This window comes from Pseudomonas sp. RSB 5.4, assembly GCF_037126175.1.
Lineage (GTDB): Bacteria > Pseudomonadota > Gammaproteobacteria > Pseudomonadales > Pseudomonadaceae > Aquipseudomonas > Aquipseudomonas fluorescens_H.
The window spans coordinates 4,525,173-4,548,091 of the sequence record NZ_CP146986.1; the positions used below are offsets into that span (position 1 = coordinate 4,525,173).

Consider the following 22,919-nt stretch of genomic DNA (forward strand, 5'->3'; position numbering starts at 1 on the left):
AGCGATCTGGTAGAAGCAGACGCTTGAAATTGGCGAACTCAGACTCAATACAAATTAATGTTATAGTATAACAATATGAATAAGCCAGCCCCGCTCTTGCCCAAACCGATAAAGAGCAGGAAGCTGCACGCAATCTGCCCATTGGGAACCGAGATGAAAACTGCTTTGAAATGCTCGCTGCTGAGTCTCGCGTTGCTGTCGTGGGCCGACGCTTGGGGGCAAATTCCGGCACTCGCCAACTGCACACGCAGCGCCAATCTACTGGCCTGCATCGACGCGCAAGGCAATGCCTACAGCGTGAACACGGTGGGCAGCACAATTTATCTGCGGGGCTTTGAAAAGGACGGCAACCGCTACTGGGCGCAAACCAACAGCCGTTTCGGCCAACTGACGTTCTTTACCGGGATCGCCTCTGACGGGGAAGCCTGGGTGGGCTACACCCGTCGCGTCGGCTGGACGACGATCAATCGTTTTTCCAGCTCTGGCGGCAGTAGCGCGAAGTTCACCTGCAGCCGGATCACTGGCTGCTAAACCCGCGCGTTTTGCTGCTCCTGCTGCCAGGCGATATAGCTGTCGACGGGTGGATTCTTCTGAAAGTAACGCTGTAGCCCTTCGAACAAGCCATTCGCCACGGCTTGCTGATGCCGAGGCGTGACCAGTCGCTGGCTGTCTCGGGCGTTCGAAATGAAGCCGGTTTCCACCAGAATCGACGGCACGTCCGGCGACTTCAACACGGCAAATTCTGCCTGTTCCACGCGCTTCTGATGCAGCGTGGTAATGCCTGCCAGACTGCCGAGAACGGTGCTGCCGAGTTGCAGACTGGCGGCGATGGTGGCGTTCATCGACATATCGAGGATCACTCCTGCGAGCATCGGATCCTTGTCCTTGAGGTTGAGCAGACTGGTCGCACCGAGCAGATCCGCGCCATTCTCCCGCTGCGCCATGAAGCGCGCAGTCGCAGACGTCGCGCCACCCTCGGACAAGCAATACACAGACGCTCCCGACGCCGTCAGACGTGGCGCCGCATCGGCATGCACTGAGATAAACATGTCGGCCTTGTGCTGGCGCGCTATATCCACACGCTTGCGAAGCGGCACAAAGAAGTCGTCATTGCGAACCAGTTTCACGTCGAAACCTCTCTCCCTCTTCAGACGTTTGGCGAGTAACCGGGCGATGGACAGCACCACATCTTTTTCCCGTTCACCTTTGGCACCAACCGCGCCCGGGTCTTTTCCGCCGTGCCCGGGGTCGACGACGACGATGATGTCGCGCTTGGGGTGAGCTTTATTCAAGGGTGTTTCACGTGGAACCATTGCCGCACTTGATGCCTGTTTGGCGTTCACCAGATCAAGCACCAAGCGGTGTCCTTGGCCATCTTCGGGCGCCAAAAGGAAGCTGTTCAACAGCACTGGATGGTTCAGGTCGAGAACAATCCGTGTATCACCCTGACCAAAGTGACCTGATCGAATGGAGCGAATAGCGGTATCGGCAAGCACCAACTGGCTGAAATCACCGCTCAAACTCGCCCCTGAAAGGTCAATGATCAGGCGTTCCGGAGCGCTCAGGGAGAAAGTTTTGTAGCGCACCGGACCGCTCAGGTCGAACACCAATCGCAGCTTTTCATCCGAACGCCACAGCCGCGCATTGCGAATCTGTGTAGCCGAGACACTGAAGGGGAAAGCCAAGGCCGTACTGGCCAGCAGCAGATTGAGCAGATGACGTCTGTGCATATGAAAGCCCGTTCATGAAAAAGCTATCGTGATTTGTATTGTTATAATGTAACATCCAATTCAATCAACACGATGGTTCCGAACATGAATTCGCTGACACTTCCGGATATAGCGACTCAAGTCGCTCGCCAGGCGTTACCGCTTGACTGGGTGGGTATGTGCGGTATCGCTCTGCCTGTTCTGTTGGAAGGCCAACGTCTGAGCGCAAAAGCAGATGCAGGCGTCAGTCTCGATGATGGCGAGGCGCGCGGTATTCACATGTCGCGGCTGTATCTGGCGCTGGCGGCGCTTGAACGGCACAACCTCTCTCCCGCCTTATTGCGCGAGGTACTCGATGATTTTCTGGTCAGTCACGAAGGTTTATCCGATAGCGCCTACCTGAACATCCATTGCGAAGTACTACTGAAAAGACCTGCGCTAGTCAGCCCTCTGGCCGGTTGGAAGAGCTATCCAGTGAGTATTTGTGCGAGCCTGAAAAGCAAAGTGTTCCACGTGGAACTGAAAATCGAAGTGCCTTACTCCTCAACTTGCCCCTGCTCAGCAGCGTTGGCGCGGCAGTTGATTCAGCAGCAATTCATCGATGATTTCGCCAACAAGCCACTGCAACATGCCGAAGTGTTGGCCTGGCTTGGATCGAGCCAAGGCATTGTCGCCACCCCGCACAGCCAACGCAGCACCGCGCAACTGCATATGCATCTGGACGAGTTCATCGACGAGCTACCCCTGAGCGTCATCATCAATGATGCCGAAGCGGCACTCGGCACCGCCGTACAAACCGCCGTGAAACGCGCCGACGAACAAGCCTTCGCTCTGGCCAATGGGCAAAACCTGATGTTCTGCGAAGACGCCGCGCGACGACTCAATCTGGCCCTGCGCCGCTCCCCCGGCGTCAGTGGTTTCCACCTGCGGGTAATCCACGCCGAAAGCCTGCACGCCCACGACGCTGTCGCCGAAAGCCACTGGCACCGAGAACTCGCATGATCCGTTGCCAAACCGTGACTTGGGGCGCACCCGGCCAACCACTGACTTCGCCACTGACGCTTTCGCTGGAACACGGCAGCCTCAGCGCCATCATCGGCGCCAACGGCTGCGGTAAAAGCAGCCTGCTGAAAGTCATCGCCGGATTACAGAAGCCTTTATCCGGAAAAGTCGCACTGGGTGTTCCACGTCAGGGCGGCTTGGCGTTCCTGCCGCAGCAGCAACACCTCGACCGACAGTTCCCCATCAGCCTCGAAGAACTGGTGGCCGCGGGTTTCTGGGGCCGCCGATTGTCGACGCAACTGCGCGCGCAACGACTCGCCAGCGCACTGGAAAACTGGCACTTGAGCGGATTGGAAAAGCGTCCGCTGATGGCCCTTTCCGGCGGCGAATTACAACGCGCGCTGCTCGCCCGTTTGAGTCTGGCCGACGCCCCGTTACTACTCCTCGACGAACCCCACGCTGCCCTCGATGAGCTGGGCCAGCAGTTACTCTGGCAACACCTCCACGCCTGGCATGCCGAAGGGCGAACACTGCTGGTGGTCTGCCACGACCTCGCCGCGGTACGCCAACACATCCCGCAGACGTTGCTGATCAAAAATCGTCAGTGCGTGTTCGGCCCCAGTGCCGAACTGATCCAGCAAACACCCAACACGCAGGTGGCCTGATGCTCACCGTCAGCCATCTCTGGCAACCGTTCATCGAGTTCGTGTTCATGCGCCGCGCACTGCTCGGCGGTCTGGTACTGGCCTGCAGCACGGCTCCGCTTGGCGTGTTTCTGATCCTGCGGCGCATGAGCCTGATTGGTGACGCCGTCGCCCACGGCATTCTCCCCGGTGCGGCGCTGGGCTTCTGGTTCGCCGGTCTCAGTCTGCCGGCACTGACACTCGGCGGCCTCGGCGCCGGCCTGGGCATGGCCGGTCTCGCCGCCTGGATCACCCGTCGCACCGGTCTGCGCGAAGACGCCAGCCTCGCCGCGATCTATCCGATCTCGCTCGCCAGCGGCGTGTTGATTCTCGGCATCGCCGGCAAGCGTCTCGACCTGTTGCATTTGCTGTTCGGCTCGGCACTCGCCGTCGACGGTCCGACCCTCAACGGCATGTTGTGGGTGTCGGGGCTGAGCCTGATCGCCATGACTCTGATCTACAAACCGCTGCTGCTGGACACCCTCGACCCGCTATTCCTGCAAACCGTCAGCCGTCTCGGTCCACTCGCCCACGGCGTGTTCCTGACCTTGGTGGTGCTCAATCTGGTGATCGGTTTCCAGGCCATCGGCGCCTTGATGGTGGTGGGTCTGATGATGCTGCCCGCCGCCGCTTCACGATTCTGGAGTCGGCGCCTGCCGAGCCTGATTGCCATCTCGGCGCTCATTGGCTGCCTCTCGGTGGGGTGCGGATTGTTGATCTCGTTCTACTACTCGCTGCCGAGCGGTCCGGCGATCGTGCTGGTCGCCGGCATCGGTTATCTGCTGTCCGTGGTGTTCGGACCGGTGCACGGTTTGCTGCGCCGCCCGCCTTTGCTCACATCCCAATGAGGTGTTTCCCGATGCGTGCTCTACTCGTGTTGTTCAGCCTGATGCTGTCGATGTCGTTGTCGGCGGCGGAAAAATTGCCGGTGGTCACCAGCTTCAGCATCCTCGCCGACATGGTTCATCAGGTGGGGGGCGAGCATATTCAGATCACCAACATGGTCGGCCCGGACGCCGATGCCCACACGTATGAACCGACGCCCGATGACGCCAAAGCGCTGCTCAAGGCCAGGCTGATCATCAAGAACGGCCTCGGTTTCGAACCATGGCTCGATCGCCTGGTCACCAGCACCGAGACCAAAGCCCCTGTCATCAGTGCCAGTCACGGCGTGATTCCACGCTCGCTGGATGAAGACGGCGAGAGCGTTCCCGACCCGCACGCCTGGCACAATCTGGCGAACACCGAGTTGTACATCGCCAACATCACCAAGGCGCTGATTGCCGCCGATCCGGCGAACAAGGCCGACTACCAGCGCAACAGCCAGGCCTATCTGAAACAGATCTACGCCCTGCTCGCCGAAGCCAAGGTCAAGCTCGGTTCACTGCCGCCGGGCAATCGCAAGATCGTCACCAGTCACGATGCCTTCGGTTATCTCGGTCAGGCCTACGGCATCGACTTCATGGCGCCGCAAGGTCTGTCCACCGAACGCGAGCCATCGGCCGCCGAAGTCGCCGCGTTGATTACCCAGATTCGTCAGGCCAAGGTCAAAGCGGTGTTCATGGAAAACATCAAGGACGCGCGCCTGCTCAAGCAGATCGCTGATGAGAGCGGCGCGCATATCGGCGGTACGTTGTACTCCGATGCCCTCGCGGCCAGCGGCCCGGCCAGCACCTTTACCGGGCTGTTCGAATACAACCTCAACACCCTTTACGACGCACTGAGCCAGCCATGATCCGCAAGAATCCTTCAGGCGATCTGCCGCAAATTGCCGAGTCGGCCTACGTCGACAAAACCGCGATCATCTGTGGCAAGGTGATCATCGGCGAGAACGTTTTCGTCGGCCCCTACGCGGTGATCCGCGCCGACGAAGTCGATGCTTCGGGAGCGATGGAGCCGATCACCATCGGTGCCAATTCGAATATTCAGGACGGCGTGGTGATCCACTCCAAATCCGGGGCGGCAGTGACCATCGGCGAGTTCAGCTCGATCGCTCACCGCTCGATCGTGCACGGTCCGTGCGTGGTTGGCGACCGCGTGTTCATCGGCTTCAACAGTGTGTTGTTCAATTGCGTGGTCGGTAATGGCTGCGTGGTGCGGCACAACTCGGTGGTCGATGGCCGCGATTTGCCGGCCGCGTTCTACGTGCCGTCCACTACCCGCATCGGCCCCAACACCGACCTCTCGCAGTTCCCGCCGGTGAGTGTCAGCGCCTCGGAGTTTTCCGAAGACGTGGCACGCACCAACGTCGATCTGGTGCGCGGTTACAAAGCCTTGCAGAACGAGTTCTGAACCATGAGCAGCGTGCTGATTCGCAACGCCAGACTGGTCAACGAAGGACGCGAGTTCGACGGCGATCTGTTGGTCAGCCATGGCCGGATCGTCAAGATCGCGCGCAGCATCGATGGTGAAACTGCGCGGGTGGAAATTGACGCCAACGGCCAATGGCTGTTGCCGGGGATGATCGATGACCAAGTGCATTTTCGCGAACCGGGGGCGCCGGACAAGGGCTGCATTCACACCGAATCTCGAGCAGCGGTGGCGGGCGGCATCACCAGTTTCATGGACATGCCCAATACCCAACCGGCCACCCTCACCCTCGAAGCGCTGATGGATAAAAAGCGTCGTGCGGCGATCAACTCTGTGGCCAACTACGGCTTTCACTTCGGTGTGAGCCGGGACAACCTCGACACCGTTGCCGCGCTCAACCCCTGCGAAGTGGCCGGGGTCAAAGTGTTCATGGGTGCCTCCACCGGCAACATGTTGGTAGATGACCCGCAGATTCTCGAACGTCTTTTCACCGAAGTGCCAACGATCCTGCTGGCCCACTGCGAACACACACCGAGCATTGAGGCCAATGCAGCCAGAATGCGTGAACGTCGCTGCGAACACCTGCCGGCCAATATCCATGCCTTGATTCGCGATGCCGAGGCTTGCTACCGCTCTTCTTCACTGGCGGTGGAACTGGCCAGACGTCACGGCACCCGCCTGCACGTTTTACACCTGACCACCGCCCGCGAGCTGGCGTTGTTCGAAGACAAACCACTCGCGCAAAAACACATCACTGCTGAAGTCTGCCTGCATCACCTGCTGTTCGATGAAAGCGACTATCCAGCCCTCGGCAACCTGATCAAATGCAACCCGGCGATCAAGACCCGAGCCGACCGCGATGCTTTGCGCGCGGCGCTGCTGAGCAATCGACTGGATGTGATCGGCAGCGATCACGCGCCACATACCTGGGCGGAAAAACAGCGCCCATATGCCGAAGCGCCGTCCGGTTTGCCACTGGTGCAACACGCTTTGCCGGCGCTACTGGAGCTGGTGGCCGATGGCGTGCTGCCGATCACCACGCTGGTGGCGAAGACCAGCCATCGGGTGGCGGATCTGTTTGCGATTCCGGATCGAGGTTATTTGCGGGAGGGGTATTGGGCGGATCTGGTGCTGGTTGAGCCAGCGGCTCTGGAGGTGTCGCGGCAACCGATTATGTCGCAGTGCGGGTGGACGCCGTTTGCTGACAAGACTTTCCGCTATCGGGTGAATACGACGTTGGTGTCGGGGCAGATTGCCTGGCGCGAGCAGCGTATTAACGAAGGATGTCAGGGCCTGCCGCTGCGGTTTATGCGCTGAATGATCAGGTGTCTGACAGGACGTCTTCGCGAGCAGGCTCGCTCCCACAAGGAATCGCACTGACCCTGTGGGAGCGAGCTTGCTCGCGAAGCTTTTAAGCTCTTGGCTTCACAGTGCCGCAATCCTGACCCAACCACACCGCACGGGTTTCCAGACTGCCCTTCTGGTTGATCCCGATCGCATTGAACGTGCCGTTGGCCACCGTGGTGAACTCACGATCACTGAGGAACGTAGCAACCCCGGTGCCTTGCGCTTTCGGGCAACTGAAGCGGAATTTCCACTGGTTACCGGTGCGTTCGGTGATCTGCTGTTTGCAACCCGACTGGGGATCGGCCAGCGGAATATCGTTGGTCGCCACTTGCTGCGGTGTCAGGCAGGCACGGATGCCCTTGCCACCGATGTTGATTCCGTTCTTTTCCAGCGCCGCGCGCTGTTGCGGCGTCATCTGGCCTTGCAACTGACCGAGGATCGACTGCACATCCATTGGCTGGTCATCGACCTTGACGTTGCTCGAGGTCATTTCCCATAGCCCCGGCTGCAGCATTTGTGCCTGCGCAATCACTGGCATTGCCAAACCCAGGCCCAGTGCCAAACCCAGCAGACGAACGTTCATCGAAAAACTCCTGATCAGTAGTGGCCGTTAGACGCCGGCCGATTGCTTCGGTTCATGCGCCAATTAAATAGCGACAATCGCCTCGGAACATGGTCTGTTACGCATTGAATCTTCAGGAGCAAGGTTGCCCCATGGATTATTTTGGACCGCACATTTTCGGTTATCTGATCGCTCTTATACATAGCCTCGGCTTGATCGCCGCGATCCACGCGGTGCTGACGGTACGCACCGCCCAAGGCTCGATCGCCTGGGCATTGTCGCTTATTTTCATTCCTTATCTGACCCTCATCCCCTACCTGGTGTTCGGCCGCAGCACTTTCGACGGTTACATCAAGGCGCGCCGTCAGGCCAACGAACAGATGCGCCAGGCGATATCCGAGCTGAACTGGCGCCCGTGGGTGGAAGAAGCGCTCACCGCCCGCGCGTCGAAAGCCTATGCCTCGCTACGCGCCATGCCCAAGCTGGGGCGCATGCCGTGCCTGGCAAACAACGAAGTGCAGCTGCTGGTGAATGGACACGCCACCTTCGAGGCGATTTTCCAGGCAATCGATCAAGCGCGCGAAGCCGTGCTGATCCAGTTTTTCATCATCCATGACGACCGCCTCGGGCAGCGTCTGCGCGATCTGTTGCTGAAGAAAGCGGCTGAGGGCGTGGCGATTCATCTGCTCTACGACCGGATCGGCAGCCACGCCCTGCCCTACAGTTATGTGCAGGCGTTGCGCGATGCCGGTATCGAGGTCAAAGCCTTCGCCACGCGCAGCGGCTGGCTCAATCGCTTCCAGGTAAATTTCCGTAACCACCGCAAAATCGTCGTGGTCGATGGCGTACTCGGCTTTGTCGGCGGGCATAACGTCGGCGATGAATACATGGGCGAGAAGCCGCCACTGGCGCCATGGCGCGACACCCACGTGCAAGTGCGTGGGCCGGTGGTAGCTTGCATGCAGGAGTCGTTTGCCGAGGATTGGTTCTGGGCCGCGCGCACGTTGCCGCCGCTGATCCTGCCGGACGTATACCCGGAGGACGGCGTGCTCTGCCAGTTGCTGGCAAGCGGCCCGGCCGATGCCTACGAAACCTGTTCGCTGTTCTTCGTCGAAGCAATCCACGCCGCGACCGAGCGGGTGTGGATCACCAGTCCTTACTTCATTCCCGATGAGGCCGTCTTCGCCGCGTTGCGCCTGGCGGTGCTGCGCGGCGTCGATGTGCGCCTGCTGCTGCCATCGCGCCCCGATCACCGCATCGTCTACGCCGCTTCCAGCCTCTATGCGTTCGAAGCGGTGCGCGCCGGCGTGCGGGTGTTCCGCTACGAGCCGGGGTTCCTGCATCAGAAAGTGGTATTGATCGACAGCGAGATCAGCGCCATCGGCAGCGCCAATCTGGACAACCGCTCATTCCGGCTGAATTTCGAAGTGATGCTGCTGACCGTCGACTGCGAGTTCGCTGCCAGCGTAGAGCAGATGCTCAACGATGACTTCGAGCAGGCTTACGAAGTCGCCAAAGAAGAGAGCCGGGAAGTCCACCGCCTGCAACAGCTCGGCATGCGAATCGCCCGGCTCATTTCACCGATTCTCTAGCAAGCCCCATCACCCTCTCCGAGCGAGAGGGCATGGTTCAGGCATCAAGGGTGGTAGATGTCGTCGCGAGTCCAGGGCAGTTCATGGCTGCCATCCGGATGTGCCTTCACCGCAAGAATCTGGTGCAGGTTGATCCAGCCACGCGCGAACGCGTAGGCACATCCGGCCAGATACAGCCGCCAGATACGCAGCGCCTGATCCGGCACCAGTTTCCCGGCGGCTTCGAGGTTGTCCTCCAGGCGCTCGCTCCAATGGTCGAGTGTGCGCGCGTAGTGCAATCGCAGGCTTTCGACGTCGACGATCTCCAGCCCGGCTTCGCTGATCTCGGCCGAGATCATCGCCAGGTGCGGCAGCTCGCCGTTGGGGAACACGTATTTCTCGATGAAGTCGCCAGCACCGCGTCCCACCGGACGGCCATCGGTGTGTTTGGCGGTGATGCCGTGGTTCATCACCAGACCGCCCTCCTTCACCGCGCCGAACAGGACCTTGCAGTATTCAGCGAGGTTGGCGTGGCCGACGTGTTCGAACATGCCGACGCTGACCACCTTGTCGAAACGCCCGTCCTGCGGCAGATCGCGATAGTCGAGCAATTGCAGTTCGACCTGATCTTCCAGGCCCTCGGCCTTGACGCGCTCGCGAGCCAGTTCCAGCTGTTCCTTGCTCAGGGTGATGCCGAACACCTTGGCGCCGAATTCACGCGCCGCGTAACGGGCCAGACCGCCCCAGCCACAACCCACGTCCAGCAGGTAATCGCCCGGCTGCAAACGCAGCTTGCGACACAGATGCCGGAACTTGGCTTGTTGTGCCTGTTCGAGGGTTTCACTGCCGGTTTCGAAATACGCGCAGGAATACGCCATGTCGCTGTCCAGCCACAACTGGTAGAACGCGTTGGACAGGTCGTAGTGATAGGAAATGGCCTTGGCGTCGGTTTCCTTGTCGTGCACCGAACGCACAGGCTGTGCATCGTCATCCTCATCGAGCAAGGCGCTGCTCAATTCGTCGCAGACCCGGATGACCTCGCTGATCGAGCCTTCCAGCTCAAGCTTGCCTTCGACAAACGCCGCCCCCAGCGCGTCAAGACTTGGATGCGTAAACTGGGTGACCATCGTCGGGTCCTTGACCACGATGGTTACGCTGGGCGCCGGGCCCAAATTGAATTCATGGCCGTCCCAGAGCCGCAGGCGAAGCGGAAGCTGCAGATTCTGTAAGGCTGGTGGAAGTTGCGCGAGCATGGAAAATCCCCCTTGTTTCAGACGTCAGATCTGAGGGTAGACCATCCTTGAAAAATAGCAGGCTATCGATTTAATTAGCCGACACTATCGTCCCAGACGCTCCAACATGCCGCCATGCACCCACGTTTCAGCCCAGGTAACGGCAAAGAAGTGTGCGCCCTCTTCCATAGATGACTGTCTATTCGGCGCACAGTTCGATGAACTTCGCTTCAGTGATCATCCTTGAGCTTGAGCAATGGCTCCTGAAACCGCAGCAGACGCCCGGCATTGCCCAACACCAGCAGCGTACTGAGGTTGTGCAATAGCGCGGCAATCATTGCCCCCGCCGCGCCGAGCCAGCCGAATGCCGCGAACACCACGATCGCCAGGGTCCAGCCCAGACCGATGATCACATTGACCTGCAAGGTCCGCCGGCACTGACGACTGAGCCGCACACAGGTGCCGAGGCGGCGCAGGTCGCTGCCGATCAATACGATATCCGCCGAGGCCAACGCGATGTCGGCACCGCCGGCGCCCATCGCTACACCGACCACACCGGCCTTGAGCGCCAGCGAATCATTGATGCCGTCACCCACCACCATCGGCCGGAAACCGTTGTCGATTTCCTTGAGCACGCGGTTGAGTTTGTCCTCGGGCAGCGCCTGGGCTTCCACCTCATGCAGGCCGACTTCGCGGGCCAGTGTCTGGGCGACACTCTGGCGATCGCCGGTCAGCAGCAACTGGCGACCCAGACCCAGTTCACGCAATTCATTGAGGGCAAAGCGCGCTTCCGGTTTGACGCTATCGGCCAACAACAACCAGGCAACAAACTCGCCATTCAGCGCCAACCCGGCGATCGGCCCATCGTGCTCGGGAACGGTCGTCGTGACGATGCCCAGTTGCGCGAACAGTTCGGGACGCCCCAGCGCCGCCTCGCCTTGCGCGGTCATGGCCACGACCCCGAGGCCCTGACGCTCGTGAATGTCCGTCAGCGGCAGGCTCTGCTCCTGACTGACCAGCCCCGCCAGTGCCCGGCTGACCGGGTGACTGCTGGCCGCGCCAAGACTGGCCGCCAACGCCATGACCGCGGACTGTTGCAGACGCGGGCTGTTGATCGATTGCAGACGCAAGGTGCCGTAAGTCAGGGTGCCGGTCTTGTCGACCACCAACGAGGTGAGGTCCGCCAGTTCTTCGAGAAACGCCGAACTGCGGATCAGAATGCCGTGGCGCGCCGCCACCGCCACTCCGGCAATCGCCGTGGCCGGTGCCGACAGCACCAAGGCACAGGGACAGGCCGCCACCAGCACCGCGAGCATCGCTTGCGCGTCATTAGTGACAAACCAGGTCACCGCCGCCAACAGCAACACCAGCACCATGTAGCTGCCGGCATAACGTTCAAGCAGGCGGGTGATCGGTGGCTTCGAGCGTTCGGCGTTCTGCATCAGCGCGATGACTTTGCCCAGCGTCGATTGATCGCCGGTACGGGTCACCTCAATGCGCAGCAAGCCGTCGAGGTTGATCGCCCCGCCGAACACCGTCATGCCCACCGCCGCTTCCACCGGCACCGACTCGCCGGTGATCGATGCCGTATCGAGGCTGGCCTGACCGAACAGCACTCGGCCATCCGCCGGCACCCGATCTCCTGCACGCACCTCGACCGTGTCGCCGGGTTTGAGCGTGCCGTTATCGACTTCGATGATCGAGCCGTCCGCCTGAATCTTGCGCGCGTGGCTGCGGGTCAATTGGCCGAGAGCGTGAATCGCTTCCTGCGAGCCGATCACGCTGCGCTCCTCCAGCACGTGGCCGAAGATCATGATGATTGGCAGCAACGCGGCGGTCAGCAGATCGCCGGTCGCCCAGGCACCGAGCATCGCCAGGGCAATCAGTTGATCGGTGATGCCGTGCAGGCTTGGATAACGCAGGCTGTACCACGCCGAGCGCATCACCGGCACCGCCACTAATAAGGAGGCGAAACCCAGCAGCAACTGACTGACACCGGTTTGCTCCGGCACCAGCCAACGCCAGATCAGACCGAGGCCGAGCAAGCCAAGGGCGAGCATCGCCAGGGTCAATTGCCGTGCAGCGCGGCGCTGTTCGGCCGAGGACAACAGGCTCGGTGCGGCAGTGGTCGCGGTCATTTACTGGCTCCCTGAATGATCAGGCGGGAATCGTCTTTCGGATCGACCGTGGTCACCGAACCGGCCTGACCAAGAATTTTCGGCATTCGTTCGCGGTATAGCCGCAGCAGCATCTGCGGGTCGGTGCCCTGTTGTTGCGCCTTGGCCAGGCTCATCACCGTGGCGGTGTCGGCAGAGGCTTTTGCCAGCCGCTCCCCGGCCTGCGCATGGGCCACTTGCAGGGTACGGTCGGCTTTTTCGTTGGCGGTTTGGGTGAGTTTTTCCGCCTCGGTGCGTGCATTGGCGACGGCTTTGTCGGCCTGCTGACTGGCGGTCAACACCGCATTAAAGGCACTGACCGCCGGATCCGGCAGACTCGACTGAACGTCGACCCGCGCCACTTCGATGCCGATGCCCTGCCCGCTCGCCTTCAATTCAGCCAGACGCTTGTTGATGCCTTGCACCAGATCACCGCGCAAGCGTTCGCGGCGTTCAGCGGCTTGATTGTCGGCACCGATCAACTCCGGTCGAGCGACCAGAATCGTATCCAGATCCCGTGCGGCGGTCAGGGCCACAGCGCTGCGGGTGACCAGCCGATCCAGTGCCGGCAGCACATGATCACCCTGCAGGACGAAGTCATAGGGATCGGTGACTTTGTAAAACACCCGCACATCCAGTTGCACCACGCCGGCGTCGCCGGTCAGCAAATAGCCGGAGCCGGCCAGCGCATCACTCAAGGGTGTGGCGAAAGTCGCAACACGATCAGCCTTGATCGCCTCACTGCTGCGCAGCAGATTCTCCACTCGGCGCTCAATCACCCGATCCGCCGCTGGCAGCAAAACCACTTGCTCGAACGGCTGCGGCCAGGCCAACAACAGGCCGGCATTCTGGATGCGCTGCAGTGCGCCAAAGTGCAGAACCACCGCGCGATTCTGCGGATCAATCTGCCGCACATTGGAAAACGCCCACGCCAACGCGGCCAATACGGTCACTGCGTACAAGGCGAAAAACGCCAGGCGTCCGGCCTGAATCCACGGACTGCTCAGCGAATGTGTTCCACGTGGAACTTCATCACTCATGGCTGCGATCCGGATTTGTTTTCAACATTCGGCGGACCGTCCACCAGCACACGGAATGGCGCGGCATCGGTGCGCAGGATCAGCTTGGTATCCGGCGTCACGATGGTGCCCAACGTATCGAGCGAGCGCAGCAGGTTGTACAGCTGCGGCGAGCCAGCGTAGGCACGGCCATAGATTTGCGCGGCTTCGACCCGGGATTGCGCTTCGATTTCTGCCGCGTTCACCGTGGCATCGGCCTGCACAATTCGCGCATCGCGCTCGGCGGCGGAACGAATCTGCGCGGCTTCACGCTTGCCGATGGCGGTACGCTCAGTGGCGATTGTTTCACGCTCGGCGCGCATCCGATCAACCGTGGCCGTGAGGGTTACCGAAGGCAAGGTCAGGCGTTCGATGCCCACCTGCACCACGCGCACACCGTAAGTGGCGAGCAACTGTTGGTCGATTTGCTGACGCAGTTGCGCTTCGAAATCGGCAATACGCACTTTGCTGGCATCGGTGTTCACCAGATCCGCCAGGTCGAAACTGCTGGCGGTGGTCTCCAGCGCCGAGCCGACAAAGGTGCGAATCTGCCGTGCCGCTTCGTCCGGCTGGTTCTGCACCGCGCGCATGAAACGCTGCACATTGTCCGGGTCGCCCTGCACCTGCCACGCCACGTAGGCCTGAATGATGATGCGCAAACCATCGCGGGTGCCGACATCCTGCAAACCACTGGAGGTGGTACGCAGGCGCAGGTCCACCGGGATCGCCGCTTCGAACGGTGCGGGCCAGCGCCAGCTCAAACCGGGATCAAGCAACACTCGCGACGGATTGCCGAAACGGGTGATAACGGTCGCCTCGCCCGAGCGCACCTGCACCAGGCTTGCCGCAGCGATGGCAAACGCCACCAGCAACAGCGCCCAGCCCATCCGCCGCCACGGGAACGGCCCGGCCTCTTCCGGCGCACCGTGGTGATGGTGATGATGCCCAGGATGATGGTGGCCGGCATGACCGTGATCGTGGCCGCTGTGGTCATGGGAATCGTGAGTGTGCGACTGGCTCAAGGGGCAACTCCTGGTTGAGCGGGGGTGCGCGCGGGCGTCGGATCAGCCGGCAGCGTGAACGTACGCAGGTCGATGGTCGGCGCATTGCTGCTGCCGCCTAAACGGTGGTCGAGTACCAGCAGTTTGGCCTTGCTCAGGCCGAGGCTGAGCTGACTCAGATATTGTTCCAGCACGAATGCCTGGCCGGCGCTGGCGTAGGCTTTCTGTTCAGCGCTGAACTTCAGATCCGCCGCCTGCGCTGTGGCGGTGATTTCACGGGCGCTGGCACTGGCCTGATCGCGGGCGAGACTGGCCTGCAATTGCGCCTGATTACTGGCTTCGGCCGCCGCGCCACGCTCACGGGAGATCAACGCCTGCGCACCAATCTGCGCCGCTTGCACGCTGTGGTAAGCATTGGCAGCACCGGCGGGCGGATGAATCGCTTCGACCACCGTGGCGAGAATTTCCACGCCGCTGTTGAGTTGCCGCAGATCGTTTTGCACCGCGTGGCCGATTTCCTCGCCCAGCCCTACCCGGTCGGCACCGAGCAAACCGTCGAGGGTGCGCGAGGCGAAATCATGAACCAGAATCCGGCTCGCGGTGCTGCGGATCAGCGTCGGTACATCGGCATTGTTGTAGGTAGCCGCCAAGGCATCCTGATCCCGCAGGCCGATGCGATAGACGAAGCGCACGTCCATGTTGACGATCTGAAAGCTCTGCTGATCGCCACGGCTGCTGGCGATCACCTGGGATTTGTCGTTGACGTGGCTGGCATCCCACAAGCGGTTGGCGGTCATCGGCGCCGGGCCTTCGGCAGGCTCGGCCTGGGTCGGCGCGGTCGCATCGCCGACGCTGGTTGCCAATTCGTGCACCACGCCGTTCTCGACGCTCAATACACGGCCCAGCGGCCACGGCAACCCAGCATGCAATCCGGGGCCGAACACTTGCACCGGTTTGCCGAAGCGCTCGTAGATACCGCGCCCTTGCAGCGGTATTTCGTGGATCCCGGTCAGCATCCAGCCAACGGCAGCGACCAGCGCCAGCACCGGCAGAAAGGCGCGGCGCATGTAACTGAACGCCCAGATCTGGCGCAGATCGATGCCGAAACGATTGTGCAATTCGTGCTGCAAGGCCAGCAGCGGCTGCGGCGGCCAGCGCAGCATGTCAGCGACAAAACTGCGCGCCAGCAGGGTCGGTTCGAGCTGCTCGCGACGGGGGCTGAACACCGACAGGACTGCGCGCAATAGCAACTCGATCGCGACCAGTCCCGGCAAGATTCCAATCAATACCGCAAGGCGCACGGGCCACACCGAAGCATCGCTGGCGAACAGCAGGCACAACGCGCCCAGCACCAGACTGATGATCGCCACCCTCGCCAATTGTGCGAGGTTTCCGGCTTCCGGCCATTGCGCCGGGTTTTCCTGAGCCAGTTGCCGCTCCAGCACCAGCAAGCCGAAACCCAACAGCAACATCAGCGCTGCGCCCACCGTGGCCGATAAACCGACGGTCGCGGCCGGCAACGCGAGATTCCACACCTGTTCGATGCTGAGCACTATCAGCACTGACCAGCCACCCAGCCACAACGCGGCCGCGCCGATCTGACCGAGCAGGTGCAGGCCGCGCTGACCCAAACGCTCCAGCAGCCGTTCGTACCAGCCATCAGGGGCCGTTTGCTCGACCTCGTTCAGCGGTTCCTGCGCCACCGGGTGCATGACCCGCGCACGCCATTGCGTCACCCACCACGCCGACTGCAGGCCAGCGACCAGCACCAGCAACGCCGCGCCCAGATTCATCAGCAACGCCGGCCATATCGATTGCGCGGCAAACAGCTCGACAAACAGCGCCAGCACCCACCCTGCCCCGGCCAACGCGCCGAGACCGATGGCCAGACGACGCAATCGCCGCCCCTGCGTGGCCGCTTGTTGAAAGCGCGGCAACCCGGTCACTTGCGTGCCATCGACATCCAGATCGACTTGCATATCACCCCAAAGCCATTGGTTCATTCGCCCATTCGTTACGATATAACGAAAAGCGTGAAATATTCGTACACAAATGCACTTATCTAAAGATGTCCAACCTGTCGCTTGCCTGAAGCCTTGACCGAAATGTCCGGAAATGCACATATTACGCTCGTAATTTTATTCGACTACTACTTTTAGCGATCCGCATTCCCAACCAGGAGTAACAGCATGAGCAACTATGACGTGGTGATTCTGGGCGGCGGCCCGGGTGGTTATAACGCGGCGATCCGCGCCGGCCAGTTGGGCCTGAAGGCGGCTTGCGTGGAAGGCCGCGCCACCCTCGGCGGCACCTGCCTGAACGTCGGTTGCATGCCATCCAAGGCCTTGCTGCATGCTTCGGAACTGTACGACGCGGCCATGGGTGCGGAATTCGCCAACCTCGGGATCGAGGTCAAACCCACGCTCAACCTCGCGCAAATGATGAAACAGAAAGACGAGAGCGTGAGCGGCCTGACCAAAGGCATCGAGTTTCTGTTTCGCAAAAACAAGGTCGACTGGATCAAGGGCTGGGGCCACATCGATGGCCCGGGCAAAGTCACGGTGAGCGACGATCAAGGCAACAAGACCGAGCTGAGCGCCAAGGACATCATCATCGCCACCGGCTCCGAACCCACGCCCCTGCCCGGCGTCGAGATCGACAATCAGCGCATCCTCGACTCCACCGGCGCGCTGTCGCTGAGCGAAGTACCCAAGCATCTGGTGGTGATTGGCGCCGGGGTGATCGGCCTGGAGCTGGGCTCGGTCTGGCGCCGTCTCGGCGCCCAGGTGACCGTGGTCGAATACCTCGACCGCATCTGCCCCGGCGTCGATGGCGAGGCCGGCAAAACCCTGCAGCGCTCGCTGAGCAAGCAAGGCATCAGCTTCAAGTTGAGTTCGAAGGTCACCAGCGCCACGACTTCGGCCAGCGGCGTACAGCTCAGCGTCGAACCTGCAGCGGGTGGCAGCGCCGAGTTACTGGAAGCCGACTACGTGCTGGTCGCCATCGGCCGACGCCCGTACACCAAAGGTCTGGGCCTGGAGAACGTCGGCCTGAGCACCGACAAGCGCGGCATGCTCGCCAACCGCCAGCACCGCACCGAAGCCTCCGGCGTGTGGGTGATCGGCGACGTGACATCCGGCCCGATGCTCGCGCACAAGGCCGAAGACGAAGCGATGGCCTGCGTGGAACAAATCGTTGGCAAGGCCGGCGAGGTCAATTACGACCTGATTCCCAACGTCATCTACACCCGCCCGGAGCTGGCCAGCGTCGGCAAGACCGAAGAACAGCTCAAGGCCGAAGGACGCGCCTATAAGGTCGGCAAGTTCCCGTTCACCGCCAACAGCCGGGCGAAGATCAACCACGAGACCGAAGGCTTCGCCAAGGTCCTTGCCGACGAACGCACGGACGAAATCCTCGGCGTGCACCTGGTCGGCCCGAGCGTCAGCGAAATGATCGGTGAGTACTGCGTGGCCATGGAATTCAGTGCCTCGGCCGAAGACATCGCGCTGACCTGCCATCCGCACCCGACCCGCTCCGAGGCGCTGCGTCAGGCGGCGATGAACGTCGAAGGAATGGCGACACAGATGTAGTCAGCAAAAGTTTGGGTGACCGGACGACCGCTTTCGCGAGCAGGCTCACTCCTACAGAGGAGCGCGATCAATTGCAGGAGTGAGCCTGCTCGCGATGAAGGCCACCCGGTTTCAATCCGGCAGATGCCCCAATGGCAACGCCCCCGGGGTCTTCACCGTGTGAATCGCAAAGTTGCTGCGAATGTCACTCACCCCCGGCAGCTTCAGCAGGCAGCCGCTGAGAAACCGGTCATACGCGCGCAAGTCCGGCACCACCACCTGCAACAGAAAATCCGACTCCCCCGACACCAGAAACGCCGAAATCACCTCCGGCAACGCCGTCACCGCCGCATAAAAGGCTTCGGCCTGTTCATCGTTGTGGCGCTCGACCTTGACCCCGACAAATACCGTCAGCCCCAGTCCCACTTCATCGCGATCGAGGTTGGCCTGGTAGCCGCGAATCACCCCGGCCTCCTCCAGCATCCGCACCCGGCGCAGGCACGGTGACGCCGACAGGCCGATCTCGTCCGCCAGTTCGACGTTGCTCAGGCGTCCGTCCCGTTGCAGGGCGGCGAGAATCTTGCGATCGAAGGCGTCGAGTTTCATGTTTGGCAGATCCTGATGGTCAGATCGAAAAAAGAAAGCAGGTTATGCCAATACAGACCCATTTTGAAGCCGACTACGCAAGCACCTGCTCCACCCTTCGGCCATAGACTGAGCCGACCGAATCGACAACGAAAGGGCGGCAGCATGGCAGGTATGTGGATGTTTTTTCTGGCGCTGGCGGTGGTGTATCTGTTGCCTGGGCCGGACATGATCTTGCTGTTGCAAACCGGCGCCCGGCAGGGCCGCGGCGCCGCGCTGGCCACCGCGGTGGGCCTGGCGATTGCTCGGGGATGTCATGTCGCATTGGCGGCGTTGGGACTGGCGGCGCTGTTCAAAGCCGCGCCGTGGACGTTCGACGTGGTACGTCTGGCCGGGGCGGCCTATCTGCTGTGGATCGGCATTCAATGCCTGCGCAGCACTTTGCTGCCGGACCTGAATGCCGCCGGTGTGACCGACGTCCACGGACAGTGGCGTGAAGCGATCCGCCGTGGCTTGCTGACCAATCTGCTCAACCCCAAGGCGCTGCTGTTCTGCTCGGTGCTGCTTCCGCAATTTATCGTCGCCGACGGTGCCCCGGTGCTGACGCAGTTCGCCATCCTCGGCATGTTGCTGGTGGCTGCCGGGCTGCTGTTTGACTCGACTTACGCGCTGATCGGCGCCGCATTGGGCCGCTGGCTGCAACGCAGTCCCTCGGCCCAACGCTTGCAGCAGTGGCTGTTCGGCAGCCTGTTGATCGGCTTCGCCCTGCGCCTGACGTTCGTGCAACAGGCCTAGTCTTTGCGCGCCGCCCGGCGTTGCCGACGAGTGATCAGGAACAACGCAACGCCGACCACCAGCACCGCCCCACCGATCTGCACCGGCCATTTGTAAGGGCGCAGTGCCGAACGCGCGGCATCGGTGACTTGGGTGACGTAGCGCTTGTCGGCGTTTTCAAAGTCCGGGTACGGGCACTGATGACCGAAATCCACCGCCCACGGCACGTAAGCACCTTCCTTCACATAGCGTTCATAGAGATCGCTCTGTTCCTGCAGGCTGCTGTTCCAACCGGCGGCGTTGCACAACACGGCAGCAAACGCCTGACTGGTGTGCGGCAGGTTGTCGGCGGCACGACTGGCCAGCGCGGTGGCAACGAAGCGGTAGTGATAACGCTCGTCCGGCTTGGCTTCGCTGGCTTGCTGACGTTTGACTTCGTCTTCAGACACCAGCGGCCCGACTTTCAGCGCGGCGTTTTCCAGGCTGTAGTTGCCGCCGAACGTGGCGTAATCCGGTGCCATCTCGTAACCGAGAATATCCATACCCCACTCGCGAGCCGTCCAGGCAGCGTTGTACAACGCACTGGCGCGTTTGGTCGGCCACCAGGCGCTGTCGGCTTTCAGACGCTGCTGGCCGTAGAGTTTCGCTTTGTTTTGCAGGTCGGGATTGTCGAAGTAGCCGACCGCTTCTTCATACCGCCCCTCACGCAACAGACGTCGGCCCAGCAGATTGCGCAGGCTGGCGGCAACCGGCAACTGCACATAGTTGTCGCGCTCCTGCTGGGTCAGCGGCGGTGGCGCCGGCACGTTGTCATCGACGTAGCGTTTCAGTTCATCGACCGTCAGCACCCGCTCGGCCACTGTCGCGGCGTCGAACCAATAGATGTTGTTGCTGCGGTACAACTGAACAAAGGCTTGCAGGTATTCACCGCGTTGCAGCGCCAGGATCGCGCTCTCGCCTTCGACCCGGCATTTGGGCTGAACGGTTTCAAAGTCCCAGTCCTGCGTGCGCCGATATCCCCAGTCCTCGGCCTGCGGAAAGGCCTGCGCGGCTTTGGAATAGGCGGCAGCCGCGGCATTTTTATCGCCGTCACGCACCGCCAGTTTGGCCCGCAACCACCACGCAAGGCCGCCGTCACCGGCGTGTTCGAGAAAGGCCTTGGCGTTGGTGTAATCGCCCTGTTGATAATTAACCGCCGCCAGCCGGTCGGCGTTGTCGAAGCTGCCGCGGGTGCTGTTCTGCAGGAGCTTGACCAGTTTCTTCTGGTTTGGCGGCTCATCGCCGAATGACCAGCCCTGACGACTGATCAACGAGGCGGTGACCAGTTGTTGCACCGAAGGGTGTTCGAGCAACTTCACCAGTTGCTCCTCGGGCAACTGCGCCAGATCATTCATCAGCAGCTTGAGCGAGGTATTGCCCACCGCCGAACCGTGCAGGTTCTGCGCTTCGTACAATTCGATGGCGCCGGCCCAATCGCCCGAAGTGCGCAGTACCCGCGCCTCTTCGCCGAGGCTGGCGACGCCCAGTTCCAACGGGTCACTGAAACCGTCGATGCTCAACTGACGAGCCTGGCGGAAGGCATCTCGTGCCTGCTCCAGTGCATCGATGGCGTTGTTGGCCTCGGTACTTCTGGCCACCCACGCACGGCCCAGCGAGTAAGCCGCCCAAGTGCTGCGCAACGGTCGTTGCTCGGCCGGCAACGCCAGCAACTGGCGGAAATACTCGACCGCCAGTTGATAGTCGCCCGCGCCGAACGCCACGGCACCAGCCAGGTACAGGCGAATCTCCGCCGGCAGGCTGGCGCCCTGCACATCGACCTGATGCGCATCCGTCAGGCTGCGTAGCTGTTTGACCAGCGCTTGCTCTTCGGCTGTGAGACCGGCCTGCTCGGCCTTGTCACGCTGATTGGCAGGCTCGGTCGGTTCAGCGTAAAAATCGTTGGGGTTGTAGGTCGCCGCGGTGACGTTCTTCAGCCCGGGAATGGCTTTGCCCAGGCGGCTGAGCTCAAAGTTGAAGTTGCCCTCCGGCAGCTCGGCCAGGGTCTGCCCGCGATTGTCGAGCAGGCGCATCGGGAAGTCCGGGCCGCAGGCCAGCGCCGAACCCAGCGGCAGGCTGAGGCTCAGACAGAGCAGATGGCGGGGCCAGTTACGGGTCAACATGCGAACCTCCTTGATCAATAAATGCACAGCGCGCCCAACCAATGGCGCGTTGCCCGCCCGCCGGCAGACGACCGTCGCGCTGGCGGGTGAAGGTAAGCAGATCCGGGCCTTGTTGCAACGCATAACCGGCGAGCGCGTCGGCGCCTTCGCAATCGCGCGCCTTCACGGTGATGCGTGCGGGCCAGGCGTTGTCGAGGTTACCGCGGTTGTTGAGGGCGATGTCATAGAGGCCATTACTCTCGCTGAGCGTCAGGCTCAGTTGACTGCTCAATGCTTCGCCACGGGCGACGGCACGCAGCGTGCTCAGGCTCCAGGCGCGACGATCGTTGACCAGCGGCAGGCGAAACCAGATCAGACCGGCCAGATGCGCCGGGCGATCCTCCCGCAACTCCTTGGCCAGTCGGCTCAATTGCTGCGGATCGGCGAGCAATTCGCGCCGTTGTCCGCCGCGCTCAAGTGGCACTTCACTTTCCACCACCGGGGCGCCGTCAGCATCCGGCAACAGCGCCACACCGTAGGCCGGCAGTGCCAGATAAAACGGTTTGTCGGTTACCCGCCCCCAAGCCTCGGCCCAGCGCCGCGCCTGCTCGGGGTCGAACAGACCGCGACGCGGATCGCTGACCGCATGCACCTGCAGCACACTGCTGTCGACACTTGCCAGCAGCGCCGGCAGTTGCGGACTGTCGAGCCAGGCCGGCAACGCAGTGATGCTCAGCGGCAGGCTGGCCGGCAATGCGCCGCGCAGATGGAGAAGGAATTCGGTATAGGCCGGCAGACGCGCATTCCCGGCGTCGTGATCGATCTCGATGCCGCTCAGGATCAGCCCCTGCCCTTGCCAGTCTGCCAGCACCTGGAGGATCTGTGCCGTGACTTGTTGCTCGTCGAGCGCCTTGAGCTGGCCGTCAAGACGGATCACCGCAATCAACGGCCGAGCATCCTGTTTGAGCAACGCCGGATCGATGCGCGCGCGGCTCCATCCGGCATTCGGAAAGGCCTGCAACGCCAGCACCCGCAGCGTCGAAAAGTCGCCGCGACTGTCTTTCAGTGCAAGCTCATGAGCCGGCGTCCAATGCCGCTGCCAGACGTAGAGCTGCTGATCGAGCGGCGCTGCATCCTGTCGTTCACAGGCGCAGAGCAACAACACAGCCAGCATGGCCGACAAGCCGACGATAACGCGCATACCTTGCAGATCCCTGAGACA

20 protein-coding genes are annotated in these 22,919 nt (G+C 61.6%); 10 read left to right on the forward strand and 10 right to left on the reverse strand.

What is annotated here, in order from left to right:
• Positions 1 to 153 precede the first annotated feature (153 nt).
• Entirely contained in the window at positions 154 to 531 is a 378-nt protein-coding gene (locus V9L13_RS20520) for a glutamine synthetase (protein WP_338800384.1), read from the forward strand.
• Here V9L13_RS20520 and V9L13_RS20525 read toward each other — a convergent pair.
• Positions 528 to 1,730 carry an N-acetylmuramoyl-L-alanine amidase gene (locus tag V9L13_RS20525; RefSeq protein WP_338800385.1) on the reverse strand — a complete coding sequence of 401 codons (1,203 nt, stop codon included), beginning with the start codon at positions 1,728 to 1,730 and terminating at the stop codon, positions 528 to 530. The genes V9L13_RS20520 and V9L13_RS20525 overlap by 4 nt on opposite strands.
• A gap of 84 nt (positions 1,731 to 1,814) precedes the next feature.
• Between V9L13_RS20525 and folE2 the strand changes: the two genes are divergently transcribed.
• Genes folE2 through V9L13_RS20555 form a run of 6 tightly spaced genes read left to right on the forward strand, consistent with a single transcriptional unit; the run spans position 1,815 to position 7,021 of the window.
• Positions 1,815 to 2,711 (forward strand): GTP cyclohydrolase FolE2, encoded by an 897-nt coding sequence (folE2, locus tag V9L13_RS20530; RefSeq protein WP_045122686.1) that lies wholly within the window; start codon positions 1,815 to 1,817, stop codon positions 2,709 to 2,711.
• A complete protein-coding gene (locus V9L13_RS20535) occupies positions 2,708 to 3,376 on the forward strand; it encodes an ATP-binding cassette domain-containing protein (RefSeq protein WP_338800386.1) in 669 nt (222 codons plus the stop codon). Before folE2 ends, V9L13_RS20535 begins: the two co-directional genes overlap by 4 nt.
• The gene (locus V9L13_RS20540) at positions 3,376 to 4,242 is read left to right on the forward strand and encodes a metal ABC transporter permease (protein WP_226500735.1); all 867 of its coding nucleotides are present in this window, start codon (positions 3,376 to 3,378) and stop codon (positions 4,240 to 4,242) included. The genes V9L13_RS20535 and V9L13_RS20540 overlap by 1 nt, the downstream gene beginning before the upstream one ends.
• 11 nt (positions 4,243 to 4,253) lie before the next feature.
• A complete protein-coding gene (locus V9L13_RS20545) occupies positions 4,254 to 5,129 on the forward strand; it encodes a metal ABC transporter substrate-binding protein (protein ID WP_338800387.1) in 876 nt (291 codons plus the stop codon).
• On the forward strand, positions 5,126 to 5,686 hold the full coding sequence (locus V9L13_RS20550; protein ID WP_338800388.1) for a carbonate dehydratase: 561 nt from the start codon (positions 5,126 to 5,128) through the stop codon (positions 5,684 to 5,686). Before V9L13_RS20545 ends, V9L13_RS20550 begins: the two co-directional genes overlap by 4 nt.
• A 3-nt stretch (positions 5,687 to 5,689) precedes the next feature.
• Positions 5,690 to 7,021 carry a dihydroorotase gene (locus V9L13_RS20555; RefSeq protein WP_338800389.1) on the forward strand — a complete coding sequence of 444 codons (1,332 nt, stop codon included), beginning with the start codon at positions 5,690 to 5,692 and terminating at the stop codon, positions 7,019 to 7,021.
• A 94-nt stretch (positions 7,022 to 7,115) separates the two neighbouring features.
• On the opposite strand, the gene V9L13_RS20560 is transcribed toward V9L13_RS20555, so the two are convergent.
• Positions 7,116 to 7,634: a DUF3617 domain-containing protein gene (locus V9L13_RS20560; protein WP_338800390.1), complete on the reverse strand. Its 519-nt coding sequence runs from the start codon at positions 7,632 to 7,634 to the stop codon at positions 7,116 to 7,118.
• 131 nt (positions 7,635 to 7,765) lie between these two features.
• Between V9L13_RS20560 and cls the strand changes: the two genes are divergently transcribed.
• Positions 7,766 to 9,205: a cardiolipin synthase gene (gene cls, locus V9L13_RS20565; protein ID WP_003229724.1), complete on the forward strand. Its 1,440-nt coding sequence runs from the start codon at positions 7,766 to 7,768 to the stop codon at positions 9,203 to 9,205.
• A gap of 44 nt (positions 9,206 to 9,249) precedes the next feature.
• Here the strand turns inward: cls and cfaB are convergent, their stop codons facing one another.
• From cfaB to V9L13_RS20590, 5 genes are all read right to left on the reverse strand, one after another.
• On the reverse strand, positions 9,250 to 10,437 hold the full coding sequence (gene cfaB, locus V9L13_RS20570; RefSeq protein ID WP_338800391.1) for a C17 cyclopropane fatty acid synthase CfaB: 1,188 nt from the start codon (positions 10,435 to 10,437) through the stop codon (positions 9,250 to 9,252).
• Positions 10,438 to 10,646: 209 nt separating this feature from the next.
• Complete coding sequence (locus V9L13_RS20575) at positions 10,647 to 12,554, reverse strand: heavy metal translocating P-type ATPase (protein ID WP_338800392.1); 1,908 nt, start codon at positions 12,552 to 12,554, stop codon at positions 10,647 to 10,649.
• The gene (locus V9L13_RS20580) at positions 12,551 to 13,612 is read right to left on the reverse strand and encodes a protease modulator HflK (RefSeq protein WP_338800393.1); all 1,062 of its coding nucleotides are present in this window, start codon (positions 13,610 to 13,612) and stop codon (positions 12,551 to 12,553) included. The genes V9L13_RS20575 and V9L13_RS20580 overlap by 4 nt, the downstream gene beginning before the upstream one ends.
• Positions 13,609 to 14,652, reverse strand: a complete 1,044-nt coding sequence (locus V9L13_RS20585) for a protease modulator HflC (protein WP_338800394.1) — start codon at positions 14,650 to 14,652, stop codon at positions 13,609 to 13,611. The genes V9L13_RS20580 and V9L13_RS20585 overlap by 4 nt, the downstream gene beginning before the upstream one ends.
• Entirely contained in the window at positions 14,649 to 16,610 is a 1,962-nt protein-coding gene (locus tag V9L13_RS20590) for a protease modulator HflK (RefSeq protein WP_338802888.1), read from the reverse strand. The genes V9L13_RS20585 and V9L13_RS20590 overlap by 4 nt, the downstream gene beginning before the upstream one ends.
• 210 nt (positions 16,611 to 16,820) lie before the next feature.
• Between V9L13_RS20590 and lpdA the strand changes: the two genes are divergently transcribed.
• On the forward strand, positions 16,821 to 18,221 hold the full coding sequence (lpdA, locus tag V9L13_RS20595) for a dihydrolipoyl dehydrogenase (protein ID WP_338800395.1): 1,401 nt from the start codon (positions 16,821 to 16,823) through the stop codon (positions 18,219 to 18,221).
• Between the two features lie 111 nt (positions 18,222 to 18,332).
• Here lpdA and V9L13_RS20600 read toward each other — a convergent pair whose 3' ends face one another.
• Positions 18,333 to 18,806, reverse strand: coding sequence for an Lrp/AsnC family transcriptional regulator (locus tag V9L13_RS20600; RefSeq protein ID WP_103522514.1), 474 nt, complete (start codon positions 18,804 to 18,806; stop codon positions 18,333 to 18,335).
• A gap of 144 nt (positions 18,807 to 18,950) precedes the next feature.
• Here V9L13_RS20600 and V9L13_RS20605 point away from each other — a divergent pair, with 144 nt between their 5' ends.
• A complete protein-coding gene (locus tag V9L13_RS20605) occupies positions 18,951 to 19,580 on the forward strand; it encodes a LysE family translocator (protein ID WP_103484018.1) in 630 nt (209 codons plus the stop codon).
• Here the strand turns inward: V9L13_RS20605 and V9L13_RS20610 are convergent.
• Complete coding sequence (locus tag V9L13_RS20610; RefSeq protein ID WP_338800396.1) at positions 19,577 to 21,718, reverse strand: hypothetical protein; 2,142 nt, start codon at positions 21,716 to 21,718, stop codon at positions 19,577 to 19,579. The genes V9L13_RS20605 and V9L13_RS20610 overlap by 4 nt on opposite strands.
• Positions 21,705 to 22,898: a DUF3142 domain-containing protein gene (locus tag V9L13_RS20615; RefSeq protein WP_338800397.1), complete on the reverse strand. Its 1,194-nt coding sequence runs from the start codon at positions 22,896 to 22,898 to the stop codon at positions 21,705 to 21,707. The genes V9L13_RS20610 and V9L13_RS20615 overlap by 14 nt, the downstream gene beginning before the upstream one ends.
• Positions 22,899 to 22,919 lie beyond the last annotated feature (21 nt).

Bases quoted from the DNA above. Each gene is read 5' to 3' on its own strand.
- V9L13_RS20520 (WP_338800384.1), top strand. From the start codon at position 154: ATGAAAACTGCTTTGAAATGCTCGCTGCTGAGTCTCGCGTTGCTGTCG.
- V9L13_RS20525 (WP_338800385.1), bottom strand. From the start codon at position 1,730: ATGCACAGACGTCATCTGCTCAATCTGCTGCTGGCCAGTACGGCCTTG.
- folE2 (WP_045122686.1), top strand. From the start codon at position 1,815: ATGAATTCGCTGACACTTCCGGATATAGCGACTCAAGTCGCTCGCCAG.
- V9L13_RS20535 (WP_338800386.1), top strand. From the start codon at position 2,708: ATGATCCGTTGCCAAACCGTGACTTGGGGCGCACCCGGCCAACCACTG.
- V9L13_RS20540 (WP_226500735.1), top strand. From the start codon at position 3,376: ATGCTCACCGTCAGCCATCTCTGGCAACCGTTCATCGAGTTCGTGTTC.
- V9L13_RS20545 (WP_338800387.1), top strand. From the start codon at position 4,254: ATGCGTGCTCTACTCGTGTTGTTCAGCCTGATGCTGTCGATGTCGTTG.
- V9L13_RS20550 (WP_338800388.1), top strand. From the start codon at position 5,126: ATGATCCGCAAGAATCCTTCAGGCGATCTGCCGCAAATTGCCGAGTCG.
- V9L13_RS20555 (WP_338800389.1), top strand. From the start codon at position 5,690: ATGAGCAGCGTGCTGATTCGCAACGCCAGACTGGTCAACGAAGGACGC.
- V9L13_RS20560 (WP_338800390.1), bottom strand. From the start codon at position 7,634: ATGAACGTTCGTCTGCTGGGTTTGGCACTGGGCCTGGGTTTGGCAATG.
- cls (WP_003229724.1), top strand. From the start codon at position 7,766: ATGGATTATTTTGGACCGCACATTTTCGGTTATCTGATCGCTCTTATA.
- cfaB (WP_338800391.1), bottom strand. From the start codon at position 10,437: ATGCTCGCGCAACTTCCACCAGCCTTACAGAATCTGCAGCTTCCGCTT.
- V9L13_RS20575 (WP_338800392.1), bottom strand. From the start codon at position 12,554: ATGACCGCGACCACTGCCGCACCGAGCCTGTTGTCCTCGGCCGAACAG.
- V9L13_RS20580 (WP_338800393.1), bottom strand. From the start codon at position 13,612: ATGAGTGATGAAGTTCCACGTGGAACACATTCGCTGAGCAGTCCGTGG.
- V9L13_RS20590 (WP_338802888.1), bottom strand. From the start codon at position 16,610: ATGCAAGTCGATCTGGATGTCGATGGCACGCAAGTGACCGGGTTGCCG.
- lpdA (WP_338800395.1), top strand. From the start codon at position 16,821: ATGAGCAACTATGACGTGGTGATTCTGGGCGGCGGCCCGGGTGGTTAT.
- V9L13_RS20600 (WP_103522514.1), bottom strand. From the start codon at position 18,806: ATGAAACTCGACGCCTTCGATCGCAAGATTCTCGCCGCCCTGCAACGG.
- V9L13_RS20605 (WP_103484018.1), top strand. From the start codon at position 18,951: ATGGCAGGTATGTGGATGTTTTTTCTGGCGCTGGCGGTGGTGTATCTG.
- V9L13_RS20610 (WP_338800396.1), bottom strand. From the start codon at position 21,718: ATGTTGACCCGTAACTGGCCCCGCCATCTGCTCTGTCTGAGCCTCAGC.
- V9L13_RS20615 (WP_338800397.1), bottom strand. From the start codon at position 22,898: ATGCGCGTTATCGTCGGCTTGTCGGCCATGCTGGCTGTGTTGTTGCTC.